This is a genomic window from Acinetobacter pittii ATCC 19004 = CIP 70.29, assembly GCF_000369045.1.
In the GTDB taxonomy this organism is placed as follows: domain Bacteria; phylum Pseudomonadota; class Gammaproteobacteria; order Pseudomonadales; family Moraxellaceae; genus Acinetobacter; species Acinetobacter pittii.
In genome coordinates this window covers 1,132,210-1,154,382 of record NZ_KB849786.1, presented here as the reverse complement: position 1 = coordinate 1,154,382, position 22,173 = coordinate 1,132,210, and the positions used below count along the sequence as shown (strand labels likewise).

General features: G+C 41.4%; 23 protein-coding genes. 13 read left to right on the top strand and 10 right to left on the bottom strand.

The window, feature by feature from the left end:
• The 13 genes from F928_RS0103725 to F928_RS09515 all read left to right on the top strand — a co-directional run.
• A partial coding sequence (locus F928_RS0103725) for a hypothetical protein (protein ID WP_005074052.1) occupies positions 1-300 on the top strand: 300 nt, incomplete at its 5' end.
• A gap of 11 nt (positions 301-311) precedes the next feature.
• Positions 312-1,121: a hypothetical protein gene (locus F928_RS09565; RefSeq protein ID WP_005074050.1), complete on the top strand. Its 810-nt coding sequence runs from the start codon at positions 312-314 to the stop codon at positions 1,119-1,121.
• A 118-nt stretch (positions 1,122-1,239) separates the two neighbouring features.
• Positions 1,240-1,617, top strand: a complete 378-nt coding sequence (locus F928_RS09560; RefSeq protein ID WP_005074048.1) for a hypothetical protein — start codon at positions 1,240-1,242, stop codon at positions 1,615-1,617.
• A gap of 7 nt (positions 1,618-1,624) precedes the next feature.
• Positions 1,625-1,966, top strand: a complete 342-nt coding sequence (locus tag F928_RS09555; protein WP_005074045.1) for a hypothetical protein — start codon at positions 1,625-1,627, stop codon at positions 1,964-1,966.
• A 35-nt stretch (positions 1,967-2,001) separates the two neighbouring features.
• Positions 2,002-2,181: a hypothetical protein gene (locus tag F928_RS21925; protein WP_080632648.1), complete on the top strand. Its 180-nt coding sequence runs from the start codon at positions 2,002-2,004 to the stop codon at positions 2,179-2,181.
• 3 nt (positions 2,182-2,184) lie between these two features.
• The gene (locus tag F928_RS09550; RefSeq protein WP_005074042.1) at positions 2,185-4,269 is read left to right on the top strand and encodes a hypothetical protein; all 2,085 of its coding nucleotides are present in this window, start codon (positions 2,185-2,187) and stop codon (positions 4,267-4,269) included.
• Between the two features lie 71 nt (positions 4,270-4,340).
• Positions 4,341-5,513 (top strand): DNA circularization protein, encoded by a 1,173-nt coding sequence (locus F928_RS09545; RefSeq protein ID WP_005074040.1) that lies wholly within the window; start codon positions 4,341-4,343, stop codon positions 5,511-5,513.
• A complete protein-coding gene (locus tag F928_RS09540; RefSeq protein ID WP_005074038.1) occupies positions 5,503-6,558 on the top strand; it encodes a phage baseplate assembly protein in 1,056 nt (351 codons plus the stop codon). Before F928_RS09545 ends, F928_RS09540 begins: the two co-directional genes overlap by 11 nt.
• Complete coding sequence (locus F928_RS09535; RefSeq protein WP_005074036.1) at positions 6,555-7,034, top strand: phage baseplate assembly protein domain-containing protein; 480 nt, start codon at positions 6,555-6,557, stop codon at positions 7,032-7,034. Before F928_RS09540 ends, F928_RS09535 begins: the two co-directional genes overlap by 4 nt.
• A gap of 2 nt (positions 7,035-7,036) precedes the next feature.
• The gene (locus tag F928_RS09530; protein WP_005074033.1) at positions 7,037-7,399 is read left to right on the top strand and encodes a phage GP46 family protein; all 363 of its coding nucleotides are present in this window, start codon (positions 7,037-7,039) and stop codon (positions 7,397-7,399) included.
• 1 nt (position 7,400) lies between these two features.
• Positions 7,401-8,447, top strand: coding sequence for a baseplate J/gp47 family protein (locus F928_RS09525; protein WP_005074031.1), 1,047 nt, complete (start codon positions 7,401-7,403; stop codon positions 8,445-8,447).
• Positions 8,444-8,980 (top strand): putative phage tail protein, encoded by a 537-nt coding sequence (locus F928_RS09520; RefSeq protein WP_005074028.1) that lies wholly within the window; start codon positions 8,444-8,446, stop codon positions 8,978-8,980. Before F928_RS09525 ends, F928_RS09520 begins: the two co-directional genes overlap by 4 nt.
• A complete protein-coding gene (locus F928_RS09515) occupies positions 8,977-10,515 on the top strand; it encodes a hypothetical protein (protein WP_005074026.1) in 1,539 nt (512 codons plus the stop codon). The genes F928_RS09520 and F928_RS09515 overlap by 4 nt, the downstream gene beginning before the upstream one ends.
• 43 nt (positions 10,516-10,558) lie before the next feature.
• Here F928_RS09515 and quiA read toward each other — a convergent pair whose 3' ends face one another.
• The 10 genes from quiA to pcaB form a co-directional block, all read right to left on the bottom strand.
• Positions 10,559-12,982, bottom strand: a complete 2,424-nt coding sequence (quiA, locus tag F928_RS09510; protein ID WP_005074022.1) for a glucose/quinate/shikimate family membrane-bound PQQ-dependent dehydrogenase — start codon at positions 12,980-12,982, stop codon at positions 10,559-10,561.
• An 82-nt stretch (positions 12,983-13,064) separates the two neighbouring features.
• Positions 13,065-14,384, bottom strand: coding sequence for a carbohydrate porin (quiX, locus tag F928_RS09505; RefSeq protein ID WP_002120967.1), 1,320 nt, complete (start codon positions 14,382-14,384; stop codon positions 13,065-13,067).
• 69 nt (positions 14,385-14,453) lie between these two features.
• Positions 14,454-15,908: a right-handed parallel beta-helix repeat-containing protein gene (gene quiC / locus F928_RS09500; protein ID WP_005074020.1), complete on the bottom strand. Its 1,455-nt coding sequence runs from the start codon at positions 15,906-15,908 to the stop codon at positions 14,454-14,456.
• A gap of 19 nt (positions 15,909-15,927) precedes the next feature.
• The gene (gene aroD / locus F928_RS09495; protein WP_080632679.1) at positions 15,928-16,755 is read right to left on the bottom strand and encodes a type I 3-dehydroquinate dehydratase; all 828 of its coding nucleotides are present in this window, start codon (positions 16,753-16,755) and stop codon (positions 15,928-15,930) included.
• A 69-nt stretch (positions 16,756-16,824) separates the two neighbouring features.
• On the bottom strand, positions 16,825-17,454 hold the full coding sequence (gene pcaG, locus F928_RS09490) for a protocatechuate 3,4-dioxygenase subunit alpha (protein ID WP_001067208.1): 630 nt from the start codon (positions 17,452-17,454) through the stop codon (positions 16,825-16,827).
• Between the two features lie 14 nt (positions 17,455-17,468).
• Positions 17,469-18,194: a protocatechuate 3,4-dioxygenase subunit beta gene (pcaH, locus tag F928_RS09485; protein ID WP_000077913.1), complete on the bottom strand. Its 726-nt coding sequence runs from the start codon at positions 18,192-18,194 to the stop codon at positions 17,469-17,471.
• A 10-nt stretch (positions 18,195-18,204) separates the two neighbouring features.
• Entirely contained in the window at positions 18,205-18,618 is a 414-nt protein-coding gene (pcaC, locus tag F928_RS09480) for a 4-carboxymuconolactone decarboxylase (RefSeq protein ID WP_004701356.1), read from the bottom strand.
• A 15-nt stretch (positions 18,619-18,633) separates the two neighbouring features.
• The gene (locus tag F928_RS09475) at positions 18,634-19,989 is read right to left on the bottom strand and encodes a 4-hydroxybenzoate transporter PcaK (protein WP_005074015.1); all 1,356 of its coding nucleotides are present in this window, start codon (positions 19,987-19,989) and stop codon (positions 18,634-18,636) included.
• Positions 19,990-20,031: 42 nt separating this feature from the next.
• Entirely contained in the window at positions 20,032-20,817 is a 786-nt protein-coding gene (pcaD, locus tag F928_RS09470) for a 3-oxoadipate enol-lactonase (RefSeq protein WP_005074013.1), read from the bottom strand.
• Complete coding sequence (gene pcaB, locus F928_RS09465) at positions 20,814-22,172, bottom strand: 3-carboxy-cis,cis-muconate cycloisomerase (protein WP_005074011.1); 1,359 nt, start codon at positions 22,170-22,172, stop codon at positions 20,814-20,816. Before pcaB ends, pcaD begins: the two co-directional genes overlap by 4 nt.
• Between the last annotated feature and the right edge of the window lies 1 nt (position 22,173).

Sequence of the window (22,173 nt, the reverse complement as noted above, 5' to 3'; positions counted from 1 at the left end):
AATGAAATCAGTAGGCCATTAATTGGTTGTTCAGTATCAGGAAAGATTTTTGTTGTTTATCACACGTCAAATATGAATCGTGAAAATGATATTCGTATTATTGATGTCACAACAAAGAATCGTCCGAAAGATTCATGTCTTGCAAAATTTAATACGTATTTGCTGGAGCTTACGTTTAATCCAGACTACATGCTGTTAGATAATGAGTTAGTCATGCTTGCATCAAAAGGCACTGGCGGTAGTAGTGCAGATGCTTTTGCAAATCAACCAATGTATTTACTTACAGCGCCATTACCTTAAGGATCAACATCATGACTCTTCAAAATACACTCGATACCATTGCACCGCTCGGCCACACAATCATTGCTGTATCTGCTCCTCCAGCAACTGGAACTGATACAGCTGCATGGATTGATCACTTAACATCTGTAAGTGATGCAATCAACAAAAAGCCAGCAATTTTGGTGGTTCCATTTACTGACATCGTTGCAGCTGAAACTTTTGCAGATCAGGCTCCACTGAAAACTTGTTACCGTGTGGTGGTGGTTTGCTACCACGGTGCAACAGGTCAAGAACCTGAATTAGCAGCAGCTATGGCCGCAGCTTTGGCAGACTCAAACGATCCAGCATTACCATTCAATGGTGTAAACCTTGAAGGTGTAACGCCTGTTTCAGATGAGTACAAACTGAAGTTTGAGCGTATCAATGCGGCTTTAAACAAAGGCGTTTGCATGATCGAAACTGGAGCTGACGGAAAGCCTGAAATTGTTCGCGCAATTTCTACATTCCGTGTTAATCCAGACTCAGGCGATGCAGATGACATCATGCTGGATATTAATGGCGCTTTGGTTATCGATTACACACGTAAAGTGATTCGCACGGCCTTACGTAAAGAACGTCGGCGCAAAAACACCGCAGCTGCGCGTCGTAATGTACGCTCGGTTATGTTGGCTGAACTTCTTAAACTTGATCGTGCTGAAATCCTTGAAAACGTTGAAGCGACTAAGGATCAGTTAACTGTTATTCAGAATGAAAATAACAAAACTTGGGCTATCGGAAAAATCCCTGCACATTGGGTGCGAGGTATGCACGTAGTTGATGCACAGTTAGACGTCTACTAAACAAATCACTTTAAAAAGGTCGCATTTGCGGCCTTTTTTATTGGGCGGAAGTATTTCCGCCTGATCTTATTTAAATAGTTATTTGACAATGGGTCATCGTTAAAAAGAGAGACACACAATGTCTGAAGCAGCAGTTGGCTCAATTGTAATGAGCTTTAATGGGTTGGATTACGATGTTTCGCGGCTTGGTACAAGTATTACGACTGGGAACCGCCCAATCGCTACGATGAACCGTCAACAGCGTGTGAAGTATAAATCAAAAGGTATTACGACTTATGAACTCACTGCAACTGTAGTTATTCCAGATGGAAAGGACACGGTGCAATGGCTTCAAGTGGATGATGCCCGAATTTCAATCGAATCCCCTTCAGGGAATTACCGTGAAACTTTCATTGACTGTAATGTCACTTCTGTTGGTGCTACTTATGACTTAAATGGCGAAACAGTCCGTGAGCTTCAGTTGTTCTGCTTAGACTATATTGACGAAACATTGTAGGTAGAAGATGAAACAAATCAAAATTGAAGGTTTATTGCCAGTTCCACTAAAAAAATTGGTTGGTCAAACAGATATTAAAAGCCAAAAAGTGGTGATGCGTCAGCTTACAGCAATCGAGTATCTCGAAAGTCAAGCTTCAATTGAGGCAGGACATTTTGTAGCCATTGCAGATTTGGCTTCAATGACAAAGCTTATCGACGATGATGGTGATGAGCATGAAATTACTTACGAAATGCTTGGACATTCATCTCGTGCTAATTTGAAATATTTAGATGAATTGCGTAATCAGCTAGATGCAAAGGAAGCAGCCGAGAGTTCATCCGACGAGCAAGAATCATCAGAAAATTAACAGAAGCTGGTGTTCCTTATGATCAAGCGGCAAATATGCCGCTTGATGTAGTTGCAGCACTACTCAACGATGAGCGGCTTGAAAATACTCATCAAAAGACCCCTTCACAGCAACCGTCATCTTTCACAACTCAATCTCAATCGAATGGATCAAGTTCTACAGTCACAAAAACGTATGTGACCAATGTTCGCAAACATTCAAAACCAAAGGGTTAAGCTATGGGTGGAAGTAATTCAACTGTATCACTGACCTTACAAATAAAAGGTCAACAAGCTGCTCAAGAGCTGAAGCGCATCTCAGATCAGCAAATTCAAGCAACAACAAAAATTAATACTCAATGGACGCAAATTGGTTCAGCTCAAGCCAAATTTGTTAATACAGCTAAAGTTGGTACAAGAGAAACGCTCAATACTGCGCGGGCTGGGGATCAATTGTTACGTACTAATAGGATGCTGGAAGGTGTATTGCGCCAGCAGTCTATACAAACAAAATTGCAAAGCCAGCTATTAAAACAACAAGTTAGTTCTGCCCAGCAATTGGTTAGTTCTGCGAAACAGGTTGAACAATCTAGCAAGCGTACTTATCAATCTACTCAACAGACGATGTCGTTATGGCAGAAAGGTACTGCTATTGGTGGAGCTGTAATTGGTGCTGGATTTGCTCTACAGCAACCAATTAAGCGTACCGTAGATTATGACCGTGATTTGCATTATGCAGCTCAAACCTTTGCTGATCGCCCAGAAGATTGGGGGCCAGCAAAACAATGGATTAATAAAATTGTCACTGGGAATGCTATTAATGGCGGAGTTAAACGGGATGATGCATTTTTAGCAATGGAGGCATTAATTGCCGATGGTTCATATTCTCAAGGAAGTGATTTAAATAAAAATAAAGCAGCATTAGCCAAAGCTCACTTTGATGCTGCTCGTGCGGCATTGGCTTCAGGTGGTGATATGCTTGATTTTGCCAATGTTGGTCTAACTGCACGAAAGCGTGGTCTTGATGAAAAGCTTGTTCAGGCTATGGTGATTCAAGGTGATGCAGAAGGAAGTATGCGGGCTAAAGACCTTGCAAAGGTTATTAACCCTCAATTAGGTTTATTGCCAAAAGATCCAGCAAATAATGCCCGCTCAGTAGCTCAATTGGTAGCATTGAACGAAGTTGCTATGACTACAGCGGGTGATGCAAATGATGCTGGAACTAACGTCAAGAACTTAATTAGTAAATTGTCTTCCAGCGATACTACCAATCGTTTAGCAAAAGAATATGATATTGATTTAACGAAAAGAACTGCCCTAGATAAAGGTAAAGGTAAAACTTCTTTAGATACCTTTCTTGATATCACTGAAGAAATTATTAGTAAAAACCCTGAAATGCGACGAGTAAAAGCTAATTTAGCGAAAGCTAAAAATAGTCAAGAGACTCAAGCAATTTGGGAGAGCCAGAAAGGTGTATTTGAGCAGTCAGGCTTGGCAGGTATTATGCCTGATATGCAGTCTTTATTGGCCTTGGTAGCAGCTACTAACAATCGCAAACTGATGGATCAAATTACTCAGAATGCGATGAATAAAGGTATTGGAACTCTAGACCTCAAAGCTAATTATAATAAAACCCAATTGGCTTCAGTTGGGCTGAATGCATTCGATGTAACCAGACAAAATGCTGAATATCAAACCCTTCAAGACTCAACTAAATTACTCGGTGAAATGGGTCAAAAAGTAGCAGAAGTTACTGAAAAATATCCAAAACTAATCACAGCAATGGGGACAACAGAACTAGCATTAAAGGCTCTTGCCTTTACAGCTGGAGGTGCAGCATTAGCTCAAATGGCCGCTAATAAAAAAGTAGATTTACCTAATTTACCTACTTCAACAAAAGGCGTAGCAACCAAAGCTGTCGGAGGTGCATCAGCTTTAGGTGGTGTTGTAGCTGCTTATGCTGGCTCACAATTAATTAAGCCAATCGATGATGCTGGTTATAACTTTGTAAGCGGGCTTTTAGCGAAAATCGGTATTGGCTCAGGTGGCGAGCGTCCAGACTTTGTGCAGCAAGCCATTGAACAAGGCAAAGCTCAACAAGCTTCAGCTGAAGAAAAAAGCAGCCAATTAATTGCTGAGCAACAAAAGCAAAATCAATTGAGCCAAGAAATGATCAATCGGATTAATGCTTTAATTAATGTCACTGGGCAAAATAAGCCCATGGTATTTAATGGTGGTGGTTCTCTCCTTGATGCCATTTCTCACAATGCAACAACTCAAGAAGCAAGACATGGTGCTCCGCCATTCTATCTTCAGAAAAGATAAGCGGAAGCGTTTCCGCCTTATATCAAAGTCTGACATTTCACAGAATAGCCTCACAATAGTGAGGTTTTTTTATGGGCTGGGATACTGATCTTCAAGACGCAAGTTTTCGTGGTGTTCATTTTGAATGCACGTCTGTGGAAGATGCTATGTCTAAAACGCTTGCAACTAAACAGGCTCCATATTCAAACAAAGCATCAATTGAAGATATGGGTAACGAACCTCTTCGATATTCAGTTAATGCTATTTATTCTGGAACTGACTATAAGCAATCGATGGATGCATTGGTTGCTGCACTCAGGGCAACTGGTGCTGGGGAATTAATTCATCCCGTTCACGGCATTATGAATGTTTATGTGAATACATACCGTTTTCAACATGATGCTAACAACGTTGATTTCTGTGGTATTGCGATTGAATTTGTTGAAGCTGAATCTGAAGAAAAACCTCTATTTATTCCTGTTTCTACCCCTGCAACTATTGCACCAACCAAGATTGTTGATACACCGACCAGCGCGTTAGAAAAGGCACTGGATAAGCTTAAACTCTCTGATAACAACAAACTATTTGAAACAGTCAATCATATCCGCAATGGCCTAGAAACTGCCCGTAAATACATGGGTATTGTCAAAGAAGGCGTAGAGGATATTTTATCGCCTAAAGATTGGGCGGTTGGATTGGTTGATGACATCACTAAACTGGTCACTTTCGACACCAATATTTCTGCCATTTCTCAGTGGCGCGATGTCATTAACCGTGTGAACCGTTTTGAAAAACTTTTTCAAGATGATGAGTCTCCAGAATTACAACAGACATGGCGTGCCACATATATCGCCAGCAATATTGCTGTTGCTCAACAAGTCGTAAGCACTACACGTAAAGAAATGGCTGAAAACAGCACGATAAGCTTCAATCCATTGGAGCTTGCTGTGGTTCGTCAAAGCGTCCGTAAAGCTCTACAACAGGCTATTAATGAAGAGCGTGAAGGTTCTACATTTGAAAATATTGCTCAGATTCAGGTCTATAAAGAAGCTGCTGACCAGATCCATCTTCAAATTCAAGAATTAATAGAAACACGTCCACCAATTACTAAAGTCCGCGTACCTGTTCCATGTACCTTGCATTGGCTTGCTCATTATTTGTATCAGGACATGAGCCGTGCAGATGAAATCTTGCGTTTAAATCAGGATTTGATTAATCCAGCTGTCCTTCAAGTAGGTATGGAGGTCACAGTCTATGCAAGATAACCAAGGCAATGAAATCAAGCTGGTCATTGGTGGATACGAGATTGCAGGCTGGAATAATGCTGTTGCAGACAGCCAGATCGATACTCCAGCTGAGAACTGGAGCCTTAATCTTTTTCATAAAAACGGTCAGCCTTTACCTGAGGGTATTTCTGGTGGTAGTCATGTTCAGCTTTATTTTGCGAATCAACTGATCCTCACATCAATTGCAGACCGTGTGCAGGAAGGAATTAACCGTGATGGCTATGGCCTTGAAATATCTGGTCGTGATTTAGTTGGTCAATTAATCGATTGCTCAGTTCCTATCTTTAATGGCCGTCAAATTACGCTTGAAGAGCTTATTGGTCGTTTTATTTTGAATGGTGACCTTGGTTCACTCTTCCACGATGTTTCTATTCAAAATAATGCTTGGCTGAAGAACAAAGTATCAATAGAGCCTTCAGAATCCTTATGGGATGCACTTATTAAAGCTGCACAGGTCACAGGCCAACACGTTTGGTTAGAGCCAGACGGCAAGTTGGTGGTTGGCGATCCATTCGCAAATCCTTATTACGTTAAAACATCTTTAAAACTGATTAAGCCTTTAAACAACGATAACAACGTTTTAAGCCTGCAATACACCAATGACGTTTCTAATGTTTTTAGTGAAATCAAGGTGCTTAGTCAGGATGGTAACGGTCAGCACATTCTTTCAGAAACCACTGCGAAAACTCAATACAGCTTTAATCGTCTGAAAATCGTCACTTTGAGTGATGTTGAAACCCAAGCTGAAGCTGATGCGGCCCTTGAGAAAATTAAAAAAGACAATGATTTTGAAGCCAACACTATGATTGCCGTTGTTCCTGATTGGCAGATTGATGGAAAGGTTTGGGCTACTGGCTGGTATGTAAACATTGAAACTAATGCTTTAAGCCGTGCCACAGCAAAATGGGCTGTGGTGGGTTGTACTTTTAATTTATCGCGTCAAGAAGGCAAAACCACCAAGCTGCTGCTAAAGCGCCAAGGCGACTGGGCAAATCCTTTAATTTTAAAGGAGAAAAACAAATGATTCAGATGGTGCAACGCCAAATTAACAAGGCTTTAGGCCAAATCAGACAGTCATTTCAAGGCATTGTGGCGCGTGGTGGTTCAAAAGTACTTCAGTTGACAGGTTTACCTGACGAGACCCTTCAGGAAGTCGAATTATTTCAACAAGTCGGTCTTAGCTCTTATATCCCTGAAGGCTCACGTGTTGTGGTGTTACCGCTTCAGGGAAAAACTTCGCGTTCAATTGTCATTGCAACTACGGGTGGCCCTGTAGTTATCAATGTTTCTGAAGGTGAAACCTGTCTTTACGATCAATTCGGTCATTCAATCTGGCTCAAAAAAGACGGCATCAAAATGAAAGGAAATGTCGATGTAGATGGCTATATCAAAGCCACAGAAGACATTTCAGATAAAACAGGATCAATGCAAGAAATGCGTGATGCCTATAACCCTCATACACATGGCAATAGCCCACCACCATCAGAACCTATGGAGTAGTTATGGGAACTATTAACTTAGAAACAAAAGATTATGTGCTACTCAGCCTTGATGAGGCATTTAAAGATGATGTGGTACAGGCTGTTTGTCAGCGTTTAAACATACATCGTCGCAAGTATTGGAAGGATAAAAACATAGGGAGCCGTTCTTATACATTACGTCGTTCAAAGGATGTGCCACGTATTGTCCAGTTAGAGCAGCAATATGCTGAAGAAGCTTTAGCTGACTTAGTGCCAGATCGTCTTGCTTCAGTAGTAGTAAAGGCCACTCAAACGATGCAAAGCCAAGTTGATTTGCTTATTGAAGTAACAAAGCTAACTGGTGAAAAGCAAACAATTCCATATTTTGTGGCTGTAGGTGGTTGATATGGCGTTTTCAATAAAAAGTTTTTCTCAGCTTCGTCAGGATATTGTTCAGGAAATCAGAAACAGGACTGGTTTAACGATTAATGATGATTCCGATGCAGCGATCCGTGCAGATGGTACCGCCTCAGTAGTAGAAGGTTTGTACCATCATCAACTCTACATTCAAAAACAGATGTTCGTTGCTACAGCTGATGAACCTTTCCTTTATTTACATGCTGTACGTCTGGAATGTCCACGCAACGGTGGTTCTAAAGCTACGGGACGTGTCAAAGCCATTTCAAATACTGCTGTAACTATTCCAGCTGGTACAAAACTTACAGATGGCAAAGGTCGTTATTGGCTCACCTTGTACAAAGAGCAACTGAGTGCAAATAAAACAAGAGAAATTCAAGTCATTGCTGAACAGGCTGGCGTGAGCTGGAACTTTGATGGTCAACAGTTGTTATGGGTTAGCCCTTTAGCAGGTGTAGCCGCTCAGGTCGATGTTATTGAAATGTCGGGTGGCATTGATGTTGAGGAAGTAGAAGCTTGGCGTCAACGCATGCAGGCAAAGGAAGCGCTTGGTTTAATTCGTGATCGTGAAGCTGATCTAGAACGAATTGTTAAAGATGTATCAGGCGTTGCAGATGTTTTTATTTTTCCCAAACGTCGTGGCCTTGGTTCATTAGATGTTGCAGTTACAGCTGCTGGTAATCCGCCTAACTCACCAAGTAGTGCTTTATTAGCTGCTGTTCAGGCAGTTTTAGAAGAATATTCAGGTTTCTGGGCTGATGTAAGAGCTTATGCACCAACCAAAGAATATATAAACCTTAGTGTTCTGGTGACAGGCTCTGTTGGGCTGGAAGTTGTTGAGCAAGTTGTACGTGAATATGTCGGGCAATTAAAGCCAGCCGAACCTTTTGTAATAACAACTCTAATCAGCCGTATTAAAGAGTTAGCGGGCGTGGCTGATGTACAGATCACGCCTAATACCAATCTAGCGCCAATAAATACCAACCTTATTACTGGTTGGCTTCGTATTGGTAATTTGACGGTGGATTACGCATGACATTTGATCAAACTGTTGAGCTATATGCTTCAGTACTTCGTCAATTATTACCTGTAGGTGGTTATGACACTTCACCAAATACAAATATTGCAGATGACATCTATGCACACGCAAAAGTACTTGCACAAGCGGATTTGGACGCAAAACGATTGCTTTCATTTATAGAAGGTATTTCTGTTGAGCTACTGGATGAATACGAGCAGTCGTTAGGTCTACCACTCAAATGCACAGTAAATGGCTCAAAAACTATTGAAGAAAGATTACAGATCATTCAATGGGTTCAGAAAACTAAAAACGTCCTTAATCGGACTTATCTAGAAGAACTTTTAGCGCTGTTTGGTGTGGAGTTAATTGATTTAGTACGTTACACGCCAATGCAATGCACAGCACCATGTACGTCTCCAGTCAACACAGAAAGCCTACGGTTTAAAGTCAAACTCATCTTAAAAGCGCCAGTTAAAGCTGACATGGGCTGCATTATTGAAAACTATTTACCAGCATATTTGCGGTATGACATCAAGGAACAAGTATGAAACGAATTGATAGCGTAAACGCACGTCCAGACGTAAACGGAGCTGGTAAAACGGGCTTTCATGACAATTCAGATTTAAGTGGACAAGATGCAACTTATCTCACGCCAGATTTTCTCAATACCATACAAGAAGAATTGGCAAATCTACTTGAGCTTAGAGGCATTACTTTAGATCCAGAGAAACGTCGTCAATTGTTTGATGCATTGGCTGGTAAAGATGATTTAGATGCTGCGGTGGATATCGTTCAATCAATAATTGATAACGAACGTAATGCGCGTATTAAAGCAGATCAAGATCACTTAGATACGTTAAATCCACATCCCCAATATGTAATGAGAAAGGATTTTCGACTTCTATATAGGACTCTAACACCTGAGACCACTGTAAACCCAAAGATTTATACAGATGATCCGCAGAATTGGCAGATTAAACATACAGTAGAAAATATTAGTGCTCATATCATGCCAAATGGTGTTGTTAAACAGACTATTAAAGTTCGCACTGTCTACGGTGACTATAATGCTCAAGTCTATTTACCTATAGGCTTATCTAATATTTTAAATGTCTCTGCACTCTATCAAGGTCAAAGAGAGAATAATGATGCCGAAGACGATTCAGCCATTCGTTTATTAGATATCTATAATGAGATAGTCCCACTGGAAGATGGCTTACAGGAATGCAGAACGGTCATCAATTTCCGTTTTGACTATGTCAGTGCTAACACCCCTGGTCAAAGAGAACGTTTTGCGTATTTAGAAATTACAGGTTTTGGGGCTTCAAATACTGATCTTGAGAACTTAAATAACTACCCATATCCGTATTACAGCAATCAGAATGATTTAGATGGTCAAGTTGTTTATATTGATCAAAATCTTTCTAGTGTAAGCCTACTGGAGCTATTCACTCAGACTTATGGCGCACCAACAGCAGCAACAAGAGCTATTTTTGTTATTGCTTCAGGTGTGACATTGGTTGCCGTTACTTCAGGCAATTGGTTAGCTGGTTCAAGCCGTCAAATCATTAACTATGGTCATATATATGGTACTGGCGGTTCTGGCGGCTATTATGATGACGATACAGCTATGGTCGGTGATGGCGGTACAGCAATCATTGCTCAGAATGCTAGTAGCTTTATTGATGTACGCAATTATGGCCTAATTGCAGGCGGTGGTGGCGGTGGCGCAGCTGGTACATCAGAATATACAATTGGTGCTCAACAGTATTATGCGGTTGGCGCAGGCGGTGGTGGTGTTCCACTCGGCACTGGTGGCAGTAATATCAATCAAACTGCACCTGAAGGCAAAACACTTGAGAACATTGCTGGTACGAATGCAACGCTATCTGTTGTGGGTAGTGGTGCAGATGGAACAGGCTTAGCAGCTGGCGATGGTGGAAACGTTGGTGAGAATGGTAAAGCTAGTGAATCAACTCTTGGAAATGGTGTTGCTGGTTTAGCTGGGTTTATTTACCAAGGTAATGTTACGATCACAAACATTGCAGGTGGACAGGTGAAAGGTAGAACACCTTCTAATTGAAATAATTTTGCATAATGTGCAACGAGATGATGAGGCAATTATCTCAAAAAAATGCCGAATTTATCTCGTCGCGCATCACAGGTGATTGACGTGCTCCACCTGCGGTAACAACCACATACTGTTTACCTGTTTTAGGTGAAACATAGCTTATTGGTGTTCCTTGGCTACCTACTGGCATGCGTGATTTCCACAGTTCCTTACCTGTAGATGAATCAAATGCACGTAAGTAGTAATCTTGTGTTGCAGCAAAGAAAACCAAGCCACCTTGAGTTGCCATCGGCCCGCCAATTGTTGGCATACCAATCGGTGCCTTTAAGCCCATCTTAATACCCATCGGCCCAGTATCTTCCACTGTACCTAATGGTACTTGCCATGCAACTTGACGAGTTTTCATGTCAATTGCAGTCATGGTGCCAAATGGTGGTTTTTGACAAGGAATACTTAGAGCCGACATAAAGCGGTTTTTATTCACTTTATATGGTGTACCTTTCATTGGTACAGCTCCCATACCTGTGTTTACTTTCTCTCCACCATTGGCCTGAATCTTAATATCTTCAGGAGTTTGCTCCATCAATTGAATCCACAAACCAAGGCGCATATCGTTCACGAACATATAACGATGAGTCGGGTCAAAAGCGATGCTACCCCAGTTCATACCACCCAACGAACCTGGGAAGCTTAATGAAACATCAGTACCTGGTGCAGTAAATAAGCCTTCGTAACGCATTGACTTGAAGTTAATACGACACATCAGTTGATCAAACGGCGTTGCGCCCCACATATCTGATTCAGTTAAAGTCTGATTACCAATTTGAGGCATTTCAACTGAACGAGGTTGAGTTAAGCTGTATTGTTCACCCGGAATATTGGCAGGTTTAACTGGTTGTTCAATCACTTTAGTCAGTGGTTTACCCGTTACACGGTCAAGAACAAAGAATTGGCCTGATTTGGTTCCAATGACAACAGCTGGTTTAGTCGTACCATCTTTTAATGGGAAGTCGACTAGACTCGGTTGCATTGGTAAGTCAAAGTCCCATAAATCGTTATGAACAGTTTGATATACCCACTTCTCTTTACCTGTTGTCGCATCAAGTGCTAACACAGAAGTATTGTATTTGTGATCTAATGGATTACGGTTACCCCCCCAAATGTCGACAGATGAACTACCCATAGGTAAGAACACCGTATTCATTTGCGGGTCATATGACATTGCAGCCCATGAGTTTGCCGAACTACGTTTATAGGTTTCACCCGGTTTAAGAACATAGTTAGGATTTGGATTACGCGGGTCAAATGCCCAGCGAAGTTTACCCGTAATCACGTCATAACCACGAATAACACCACCTGGCATATCTGCGGCTACGTTGTCGGCAATACGGCTACCCACCACAATGGTTGTACCCGCAATAGTCGGTGCAGAAGTTACTTCAAAACGTGGCGCTTTTGTTCCAGCCCCAAGACCTTCTAGCAAATCAACCGTTCCATTTACACCAAAATCAGCACAGCGCTGACCGTTATCTGCATTCACTGCAATTAAACGACCATCAGGTGTATTGGTATATACACGGCGTGGACATGCCGTATTGGTTGCAACCGCAGTTACTGCATTTGCACCAGCTAAAGTTGGTTGTACAAGCGGTTTTGTTGAATCAAAGTATGCAACACCGCGGCAACGTTCCCAAGCATCGGCTGTAGAGTTCACCTCAGCTTTCCAGAGTTGTTTGCCCGAGTCGGCATCTATCGCAAAAATGTTGTTATGTGGTGTACATAAAAACACTTTATTTCCAACTTGTAGCGGAGTCATTTGGTCTTCGGCACCATTACCGCTACCCGTTGTAAAGTCGCCCGTTCTAAAGCGCCAAGCTTCTTTTAATTTATGAACGTTATCTCGGTTAATTTGATCGAGAGCAACAAAGCGGCTACCACCTGCATCATTACCATAATTTTCCCAATTTACCTGTTTTTTTGCAGGATCAACTGGTACTAGAGGTAGTTTTTCACCTGAACTTGCTACTGTTGGATGTGGTTGGAACATTTGATAGAGCGCAATCAACATTCCCACAACAACTAATCCACCTACCGCATAGGATGAAGATGCCAAACTCGTTTGAAATTGGTAACGTCGGATTGAAGGCAAAGTAAATAGCAAGGCAGCAAAAAGACCAGCAGGAAACATTAAGCGCGAAAATAACGGCCAAAATTCCCATCCAGCATCAACAAATGACCAAATTACGGTACCAACAAAAACAGCCGCAAAAATCCAGACACCCAGCGCTTTTTTTCGGAAAATACTAATTGCAGAAATGGTAATAAATAATCCTGCTATAAGGAAATACCAAGAACCAGCAAGAGATACTAGCTTTCCACCACCTACGATGTAAAAAACACCAGTAGCCAATAAAACTAGACCTAATATAAAACACCATATTTTGAATAAGATATGAAACTTAGAATCTGACTCAGACATAGATCCTACTCCACATATACTGAACCCGAATAGTTCAAGCATTTGGGCCAGTTAAACTATGTCTAACCAGCCATCAATATTGTTAAAAATTGACTTTCACACTAAGACCAGCCACCCAAGCATCATCAACCTCTTTTACACCAGCAGGTTGATGAATATATTGAATGTTTGGACGTAACATGACGGCCGGAGACCATTGATAGGTATAGTTCAACTCGACATTTAGTTCGTCGTCTTGAATTGGAATATAGTCAGATGCAATCGAATCATAGCTGTAATATCCACGACTTTCGTTTGTTGCGATCTGTTTATCTTTAGCACGGTCATTAACTACATAATTAGCTATACCAAAACCAATCGAATCATTTGGACGGCTATCAAATGGTCCCTTATACCAAAGAGCAAGCTGTTGCGTACTTTGAACAAAAGTTGTTGCCTTATCATTTACAACGCCATTAAAACTTACATATAAACCGCGTTTCGGATCTTGGCCGTTATTCGTCAGTTGTTGTTGTGCATTAATCCAGAAACTTTGTTTTCCGTCATGAACTTTACCCGCGGTTTTAATATCATTCGCTTCTGCGGTTGAATACAGCGCACCTACTTTATATTCACCCGGTAAACCATTAAAAGCAGCAAGTTTTGGTTTCCATGCGAGCTCAACTGGTATGGTTGCACCCTTCACGTTGTTCATATCCAGATTAAAACCATCACTATTTGATTCGGTTTTAATGTTGTCTGGATTTACTTCATAAACACCGACACCCAAAGTCCACTCAGGCGCAAATTGATATTTAACGTTTGCAGCCCAAACACCAACTGGTGAGTTGTACCAAATTGAACCAATTGATTTTCCTAGCTGCCCACCGCAAAGCAATAAGTTCTGAAACTCACATTGAGAACTATTGAAGTCTTCTGACATTCCCATACGGCCAAATTTGACCTGTACAGTATTATCGATAAAGCCCTTCTTCACCCATGCTTGAGATAAACGCCAGATTTTACCGCGACCATAAATCTCTTGAGCATTACCCAATTGGCTAGAACGTGGATCTTTAATACGCTCCAAAGTAAGCGCATTTCCATCACGTTTGGTCACGACTAGGCTCGCTGTTGTATCTTTCCATCCAGCAATTTTTTCTAAATCTAGGTTTGCACCTAAAGAAAGTTGTGCAGCATTTTCAAAAGTATTGCTGTCGTTGTAACCACCATCTAAATTTGTAGCACTTTGGCTCATAATAGAAGCTGTAAATTTATAGCCCTGCTGCTCTAATTGCTGGCGTTTTCCATTCCAGTCACCTAGCAACCATTGACGGTCTTGTGACCAAGGCTCATTCGCGAGCGCAAATTGGCTACCTAATACAGCGAGCGTTAAAACACTCAATTTCATTAAATTTGGCATTTCAAGTCCCTTTTATCATTTCTATATTTCTATGCTGCGCCTCAGTTTGAGGCGCTTTCCTTATTGTTATTATTTAGTTTGCAAGGCCGAACTCAGTTCAGACGTCGCTCCAAAGCGATCAGTTACATTCGCCGTAATTGAGGCAACTTTTACAGACAGCTTCCAATTCGCTTTTGCTTTACCTTGTGCATCTGTAGCTACTGTTATTGTTCCTAAATATTGCTCAGCTTCTTTTGATGCTGCATTTTGGTTGCCAAAAAACTCAACTTGATAGCGTTGATTTGGTAAACCATTGACTTCTACCGCAACTAAACCTTTATTTGCAGTTAATTTAGGCGCTTTAATGCCCTGATTAGGTTGAGCATTACAGCCTTGTTCATTTGGCTGAGTACATGTTTTTTGTTGCTTAGATGGGTCGACAATCACACCACCACCACGAGAACCTACAAATCCGGCATGCTCAAGTGCAGGCACAGCAAATACAATTGCACCCAAACGCTGATCTGGTACACATGAACCACCCGCTTCACAGCGTTTAATATCTTTACCATTGTCCCAAATCAGGTTTTTAGTCAATGTAATTCTTGCATTTGCATCTTTTTCAGAACGGATGGCTACACCAATACGGTTACCATGTACTTTATTGCTATCAAGAATATTGCCATCACCCGTCATGTTGAAACCAATCGAGTTATTGGTCATTTCGTTGTAGGCAATGTAGTTACGCTTACCCCAGTTGATCTGTAAGCCATCGGAGTAGTTTTCGAATTTATTACCAACCACAGCATTGTCATTACCCCACAAGATTTCAATACCTTGTGATGGTTCTGGGTTTGCTTTGGTTGAAACAAAATGGTTATTCGCAATTAAGTTAAACGCAGCACCACGTGTCAGCTCTAGACCATCACCATTGTCTTGGAAAATATTGTCTAAAACTTTGTTGTTATTGGTGGTGGTTGCGGTTGGGTTACCTTGACCATCATCACCCGTCAACATAACACCAGCACCACCGTAGTTATTACTAATACGGTTGTGTTGAATAAGGTTATTGCTTGAACGGTTAATCAATACCCCAATACAGAAGCGATGAATGTCTAAACCTTTTAAAGTGACATTGTTGACGTCACGCAGTACCAATCCCGGTAAAGTCATCGTACGTACATTGGTGCCGTACTGTTCAGGGTTTGCACCAGGGCAAGCTTTTGCACCTTCGCCTTTAATATAATTTGAACCATCAATTGCGATGTATTCGCCAGTTTTATCCCACTGGGTACCAATGATTTTGACAGGTGCTTTAATTTCAGGAAGTGCACTATTTAATTTAATCGCATAAGGCGCCTTGCCTACTGCTTGAATCAAAATGTCGCTAGCTTCGCTTGGGTTTGCATTGGCTTGTTCAATTGCCCAGCGTAAAGAGCCTTTATTGCTATCGTCTTGATAACGGTCAACCACATAAGTTTGAGCCGCAGCTATGCCTGAAACCATCAAACCTAATGCAAGAGTAGTTAAACGTAATGTATTCATTTCATCATATCCTTATGATTTATGGGTTTGTTGGTTGAACTGTTTGTAAAATCTGTTTGAGCTTGGTCACATCAATTTGACCCGGTGCAGAAGCCTGACCAATCATGCCAAAGCTATAACTTCCGCCCATATTGGCAGTCGCAACACGAGAAATCGTACCTAATTGTCCCATTGACATCGTCAATAAAGGTTTAGTGCTTTGCTGGCTTACCTTTAAAGTTGCGTTCATTAAAGTGAAAACATCTTGTTTAGATTTTGGCATTACGGCAATTTTGAGAATATCTGCACCCATTTGATCTTGTTTTAATAAGCGTTTTTCAATTTCATCTTGGCTTGGTGTTTTTTGAAAGTCGTGATTAGACATGACAATCAGCACTTTCTTTTGATGTGCTTTTTGAACAATTTCTGAAACTACTTTTTGATCACGTAACATTTCAACATCTAACCAATCCATGAACGGATTCTTTAAGTAAGCTTGATAAGTCTTACCATAATCCACATCACTAATTTCAAGCTGGCCGCCTTCGTTTTTGGTACGAATGGTGGCAATCATTGGCTTATTGCCCAAAATCTTTTTCAACTCATGGCCCAAAGCAATCACTTGTTTTGTATCACTCGCAAAACTAAGTAAATCGATACGAAACTCTGCCAAATCAGCATCTGCTGTATTTGCAATGACTTGAGCTTGTGCCAAAGCTTGTTCTTTGGTTTTTGCGGTAATCGGAACAATCGTTTTAACGGCTGTATTAGCAGGTTGTGTTTGAGCAGCTAAAGCAACAGGTTCAGCATTCACCTGTGCAGTAAAAAATGGGAGTGCAAGCAAACTTAGGCTTAATAATGTTTTCATGTTCATATCGTTCATCCTTAAAAAGGCTACACGCATCCTTGAATAATCAGGTGTAGCCTTAGGTGTTTCTTAAATATCAAAAAATACAGTTTCGTCATCACCTTGAATACGAATATCAAAGCGGTAAACAACTTCACCATTTTCTTCAAAACGTTTTGCAATAAGTGTTTGGCGACGTGGTGCCCATTCAATGCTATTTAGAATTGGGTCGTTAGCATTTGCTTCAGCTTCATCTTCAAAATAAACACGTGTATGAAGACCTAAGTTAATACCGCGAGCGAAAATGACTAATGCAATATGAGGTGCTTGAGTTGAACCTTTACGGCCTGCTGTCGCGCCCGGTTTAATCGTATTGAAACTCCAAACACCCGTTTCAAAGTCAGCACCTGTACGGCCCCAACCTTGAAATGCTGGGTCAGCTTTTTGCTCACGCGTATCTGCCTGACTTGGATAAATACCGTTCGCATCAGCTTGCCAAATCTCAATCAGCACATCGCGTAGCGGTAAACCCAACCCGTCAAACACTTGGCCTTCAAGACGAATACGCTCACCTTTGGTCTGATCTTGTACTAGCTGGTTATTAAAGTTGTTTTCAAACACTTCAATATTTGCTTGTTGTGGCAATAGCCCAATGTGAACGTAAGGACCACCTGTTTGAGATGGAGTTTCTTTTAGTTCCTGAAAATTCCAGTTATTCATGCTAGTGCTCCCGATTAAGTCAATTCGTTTTCGAAGTAAGTCGCTCGACGGCCACGTAAAGTGATGTCAAAACGGTAACAACGGCTATCTGCTTCGATAAAGTTGTTTTTATCTTCTAGTGCAATCAAGGCACGACGTTGATCTTCAGAAGGAATCGTTTTTAAGATCGGGCAAGTATCAATGAGCGTATCGCCTTCAAAATAAAACTGCGAAATCAGACGCTGAGCCCAACCATCAGCAATTAAAGAGAAATGAATATGTGCAGGACGCCATTCATTAATACGGTTACGCCATGGGTACGGACCCGGTTTAATGGTACGGAAAATATAAAAACCGTTTTCATCAGTTAATGTACGACCACAACCACCAAAGTTAGGATCCATTGCACCAATAAACTTGTCGTTTGGATGACGGTAACGGCCAGAAGCATTGGCTTGCCATACTTCTAGAAGTGCATTTTTCACAGGACGACCAAATTGGTCACGAACATAGCCATGGACAATGACACGCTCACCAATTGGTAAACCATCTTTGGCATAGTTCAAAATCAAATCGTTATCTTTTGGGCCAAACAAATTTGAAGAAAAATGCGGTGCAGTAACTTCAGTTAAAGTCTCATTAATTGAGATCAATGCATTTTTTGGCGAACGTAATACACTTGTTTTATAACCTGGCGTATACGCTGGTGGATGATCATCTGTATTACGTTGGGCATAAGCACCCCAGCTATGTTGTGACATCTTTATCTCCTTAATCCTGTTCTTTCGCTGCAATTGGGTTTACTTCTATCCCCAACTCTTTAAAGACTTCTTCAGCCATATGCATTGCAGCGTTTGCAGCAGGTAAACCTGCATAGAGTGAACTGTGTAAGATCAGCTCTTTTAAATCTTCTTTAGTTACGCCATTGTTAAAACAAGCACGTAAATGCATGCGTAGTTCGTCTTCACGGCCAAGCGATAATAAAATTGCGATAGTGACTAAACTACGTGTATGACGTGGTAAGCCCGGACGAGACCACACCTCACCCCATGCGTAACGGCTAATAAAGTTTTGAAAATCTTGGTTAAAGTCATTTAAGTTCTGCAAAGACCGACCAACATGCTTTTCACCCAAAACTTCAGTCCGCACTTCAATGCCTTGTTTATAGCGTTGTTCATCATTCATTGTGATAGACCTCTATTAAGTTGCATCGGTATGCGCAACAAGTGATTTAACAAATACAGCAAGAGCCGCAGCAGTCGCTGGAATTAGTAATAAACTAAGAATGGCGGTAAACGACCAATCATTGCCGAGTAACACAGCCCCAATCCAAGCACCAAATACCGCACCGAAACGACCAATCCCCGTCATCCAAGACACGCCAGTTGCACGGCACTGAGTTGGGTAGAAACGAGCGCTTAACGCTGGCATTGAAGATTGCGCACCGTTAATTGCGATACCCGCACAAAGCACCAATACTGCAAGTAATGTTGAGTTTCCTAAGCTTTGACCAACAGCAATCGCAAATAGACCAGCAGCAAAGTAGAAAATAGCAATCACTCGGTTCGGGTTGAATTTGTCCATCGCCCAACCAATAAATAAGGCACTTACCACACCACCGAACTGGAACAATCCACCGATAAATGCAGCACGCTCCATTGACGCACCTGTTTCACGCATAAGTGTTGGCAACCAGCTTGTAAGCAAGTAAACAACCACGAGTCCCATGAAATAGGTCAACCAAAGTAAAAGCGTTCCTTTCGCATATGGTTTAGAAAACATAATTCCAAAGACATTTTTCTTTTGAGCTGTCTCAGTTTTCTCTTCAGGTACGTGGAATGCGGTCGCATTTTGAACTTGAGTTGGCGCAATATGATTTAAGATTTTGCGTACTTTTTCAGGATTCTTACCTTTCACAATTAAAAAGCGGTAAGACTCAGGTAAAACCAAAATCACTAAAATCATTAAAATCAAAGGTGACCAGCCACCAAGTAAAAATAGACTGTGCCAACCATAAGTCGGGATCAGCCAACTACTGATAAAACCACCTGTAGCCATACCTAAGTTGTAGCCACAGAACATACAGGTCACGAGTAATGAACGAATGCGTGTTGGACAGTATTCAGAGAATAATGTGGTGGCATTTGGCATCGCTGCACCAAGTCCAATACCTGTCAAAAAGCGTAAAACGACAAGGCTATCTAAGTTGGTTGCATAAGCAGATGCCAAGGTGAACCCACCAAATACAAGCATCGAAAAAGCCAGTACGATTTTGCGACCAAAACGGTCAGCTGTCGGACCAGAAACCAAAGCTCCAATAATCATTCCACCAAGTGCAGCACTCATCACTGGCCCTAACTGAGAGCGATCAACTCCCCAGTCTTGTGCCAAAGCTGGAGCAATAAAACCCATTGCAGCAGTATCAATACCATCAGTAAAAATAATTAAGAAACAGATGATTGCGATCATCCATTGATACTTACTGAGTGGAGCATCATTAATTAATGCTTGAGCATCGATACTTTTATTTGGTGCAGCGTAATCCTGAGACGCCATATTTGCCTCCTTAAGGCCAATTCCTTTTAAATCACTAAGCTATTAGATTTGCTGAATAAACCTAGTCAATTCCTGAGTAAATCTTTGCGGTTGCTCAATATTAGAAAGATGAGATGCTTCCAATTTAGCAATCTGACTATTGTTGATAGCGCACTGCATAAACTCAGCATCTGCTACTGTAGTTACTGGATCTTCTGTTCCCGCAACCAGCAGTACCGGAATTTGGATTTGTGCAATTTCATCTCTTAAATCGGCATACGCTAAAGCACGACATGCATTTGCATAACCTTGTGCCGGTGTGTTTGCAAGACTTTGAATCGTCGTTTGTGCAACCACATTATGTTGATAGTCGAATTTTTCGCTAAACCAACGTGTGTGCGTGGTTTTAACTAATTCAGCCAGTCCATTTTGTTCTACTGATTCTGCGCGACTCAACCACGCTTCAGCCTGTCCAATTTTTGCCGCCGAATTTGCGACAGTAATACTTAGAAAGCGCTCTGGGTAATGGATAGCTAACCAAAGCCCTGTAATTCCGCCCATTGAAATGCCACAAAAATGAGCTTTTTCAATATCTAAGGCATCTAAAATATCAGCAACATCTTCACCTAAATTTTGTAAAGATGTTTCAGCGATCACATCACTTTCGCCATGACCACGTGTGTCGTATGTAATGACATTAAAATGACTTTTAAGCTCATCTACTTGCGGCTGCCACATTCCATGATTTGTTCCTAAGGAGTTAGATAACACAAGTGTTGGAGCATCTTTTAATCCGTCAGTGTATACAGCGAGCTGTTTACCTTGTCGATTGGTTATAAGCTGTTTCACTTTATGTCTCCTCCTTGTGCTTCTTGCAGAACAGCATCAATTTGAGCTTGAATGTTGCCCAAATAGTTTTCTGCTTTAAATATTTCCAAAATTTCTGTTTCACTAAAATTTTCTTTTACTTCATCTAACTGACTAACAACTTCAGATAAATGCTGCTTTTGAGCCACGGCTGTTTTACAAGCTGCTTCAACAACATGATGTGCATTTAAACGTCCAATTTTTGGAGCAAGCGCCATCATCACAGCTTCTGCCATAATCAGCCCGTTGGTACAGTCAAGGTTCTGCTGCATATGCTCAGCATTAACTTCGAAACCTTGTAAAACTTCACCAGTACGAGTTAATGCTCCAGCACAAAGCTGAAAAATTTCAGGGATAGCTAACCATTCTGCATGCCATGCGCCTAAGCTACGCTCATGTTCCTGCACCATGCTTTGATAGATGCTAGACATAAGTGCTGGTACACGATTTGCTGCTGCAAGTACTGAAGCTGCTGCAACTGGATTACGCTTATGAGGCATAGTCGATGAACCACCACGACCTTTCGCGGTTGGTTCAAACAACTCTGCAATTTCAGTTTGCATCATGAGTGACCAATCCCGTGCCATCTTGCCCGTATTCCCGACAATCATGCCAAGCACACTTGCGATTTCTACAATACGGTCGCGCTCACCATGCCATGTGCTTGTCGGTACAGTCAGATTCAGTTGCTTCGCAAATGCATTAACCACAAGTGAACCTTGATCTTGCAAAGAAGCTAATGAACCCACAGCACCACCTAACTGAGCAGTCAGTACACGTGACTTCATTGCTTGAATACGGTCTAAATCACGTTTAAATGCAGAAGCCCAACGAGCAAGTTTATGCCCCAAAGTAATGGGTAAAGCTTGCTGTAACCATGTACGCCCAATCATGACTTGATGGCGATATTGCTTGGCTTGCTGTAATGCAGTCGCATAGCATTGTTGAAGTTGAGCTTCCACAATGTTCAACGCATCACGACATTGCAAAATACAAGCTGTGTCTAAAATATCCTGACTCGTTGCACCCCAATGCACATAACGCGAAGCATCTTCATCAACATCTTTAACAATTGCTGTAAGCTGTTTTACAAATGGAATTGCGATATTTCCAGCTAAGCCAGTTGCGACAGCCAAAGCTGAAAAATCAAACTTTTCTATTGCCTGCTCAGCTACTTGGGCAATTGTATTAGCCGCATTTTGAGGAATCACACCAACTTTTGCCTGTGCTTGAGCTAACGCAACTTCAACCTGAATCATATATTTGATTAAAGATGAGTCACTAAAGATGTCAGTGACGTCTTTTTGATAAAACAAGCTGGCATATAACTGGCTCATG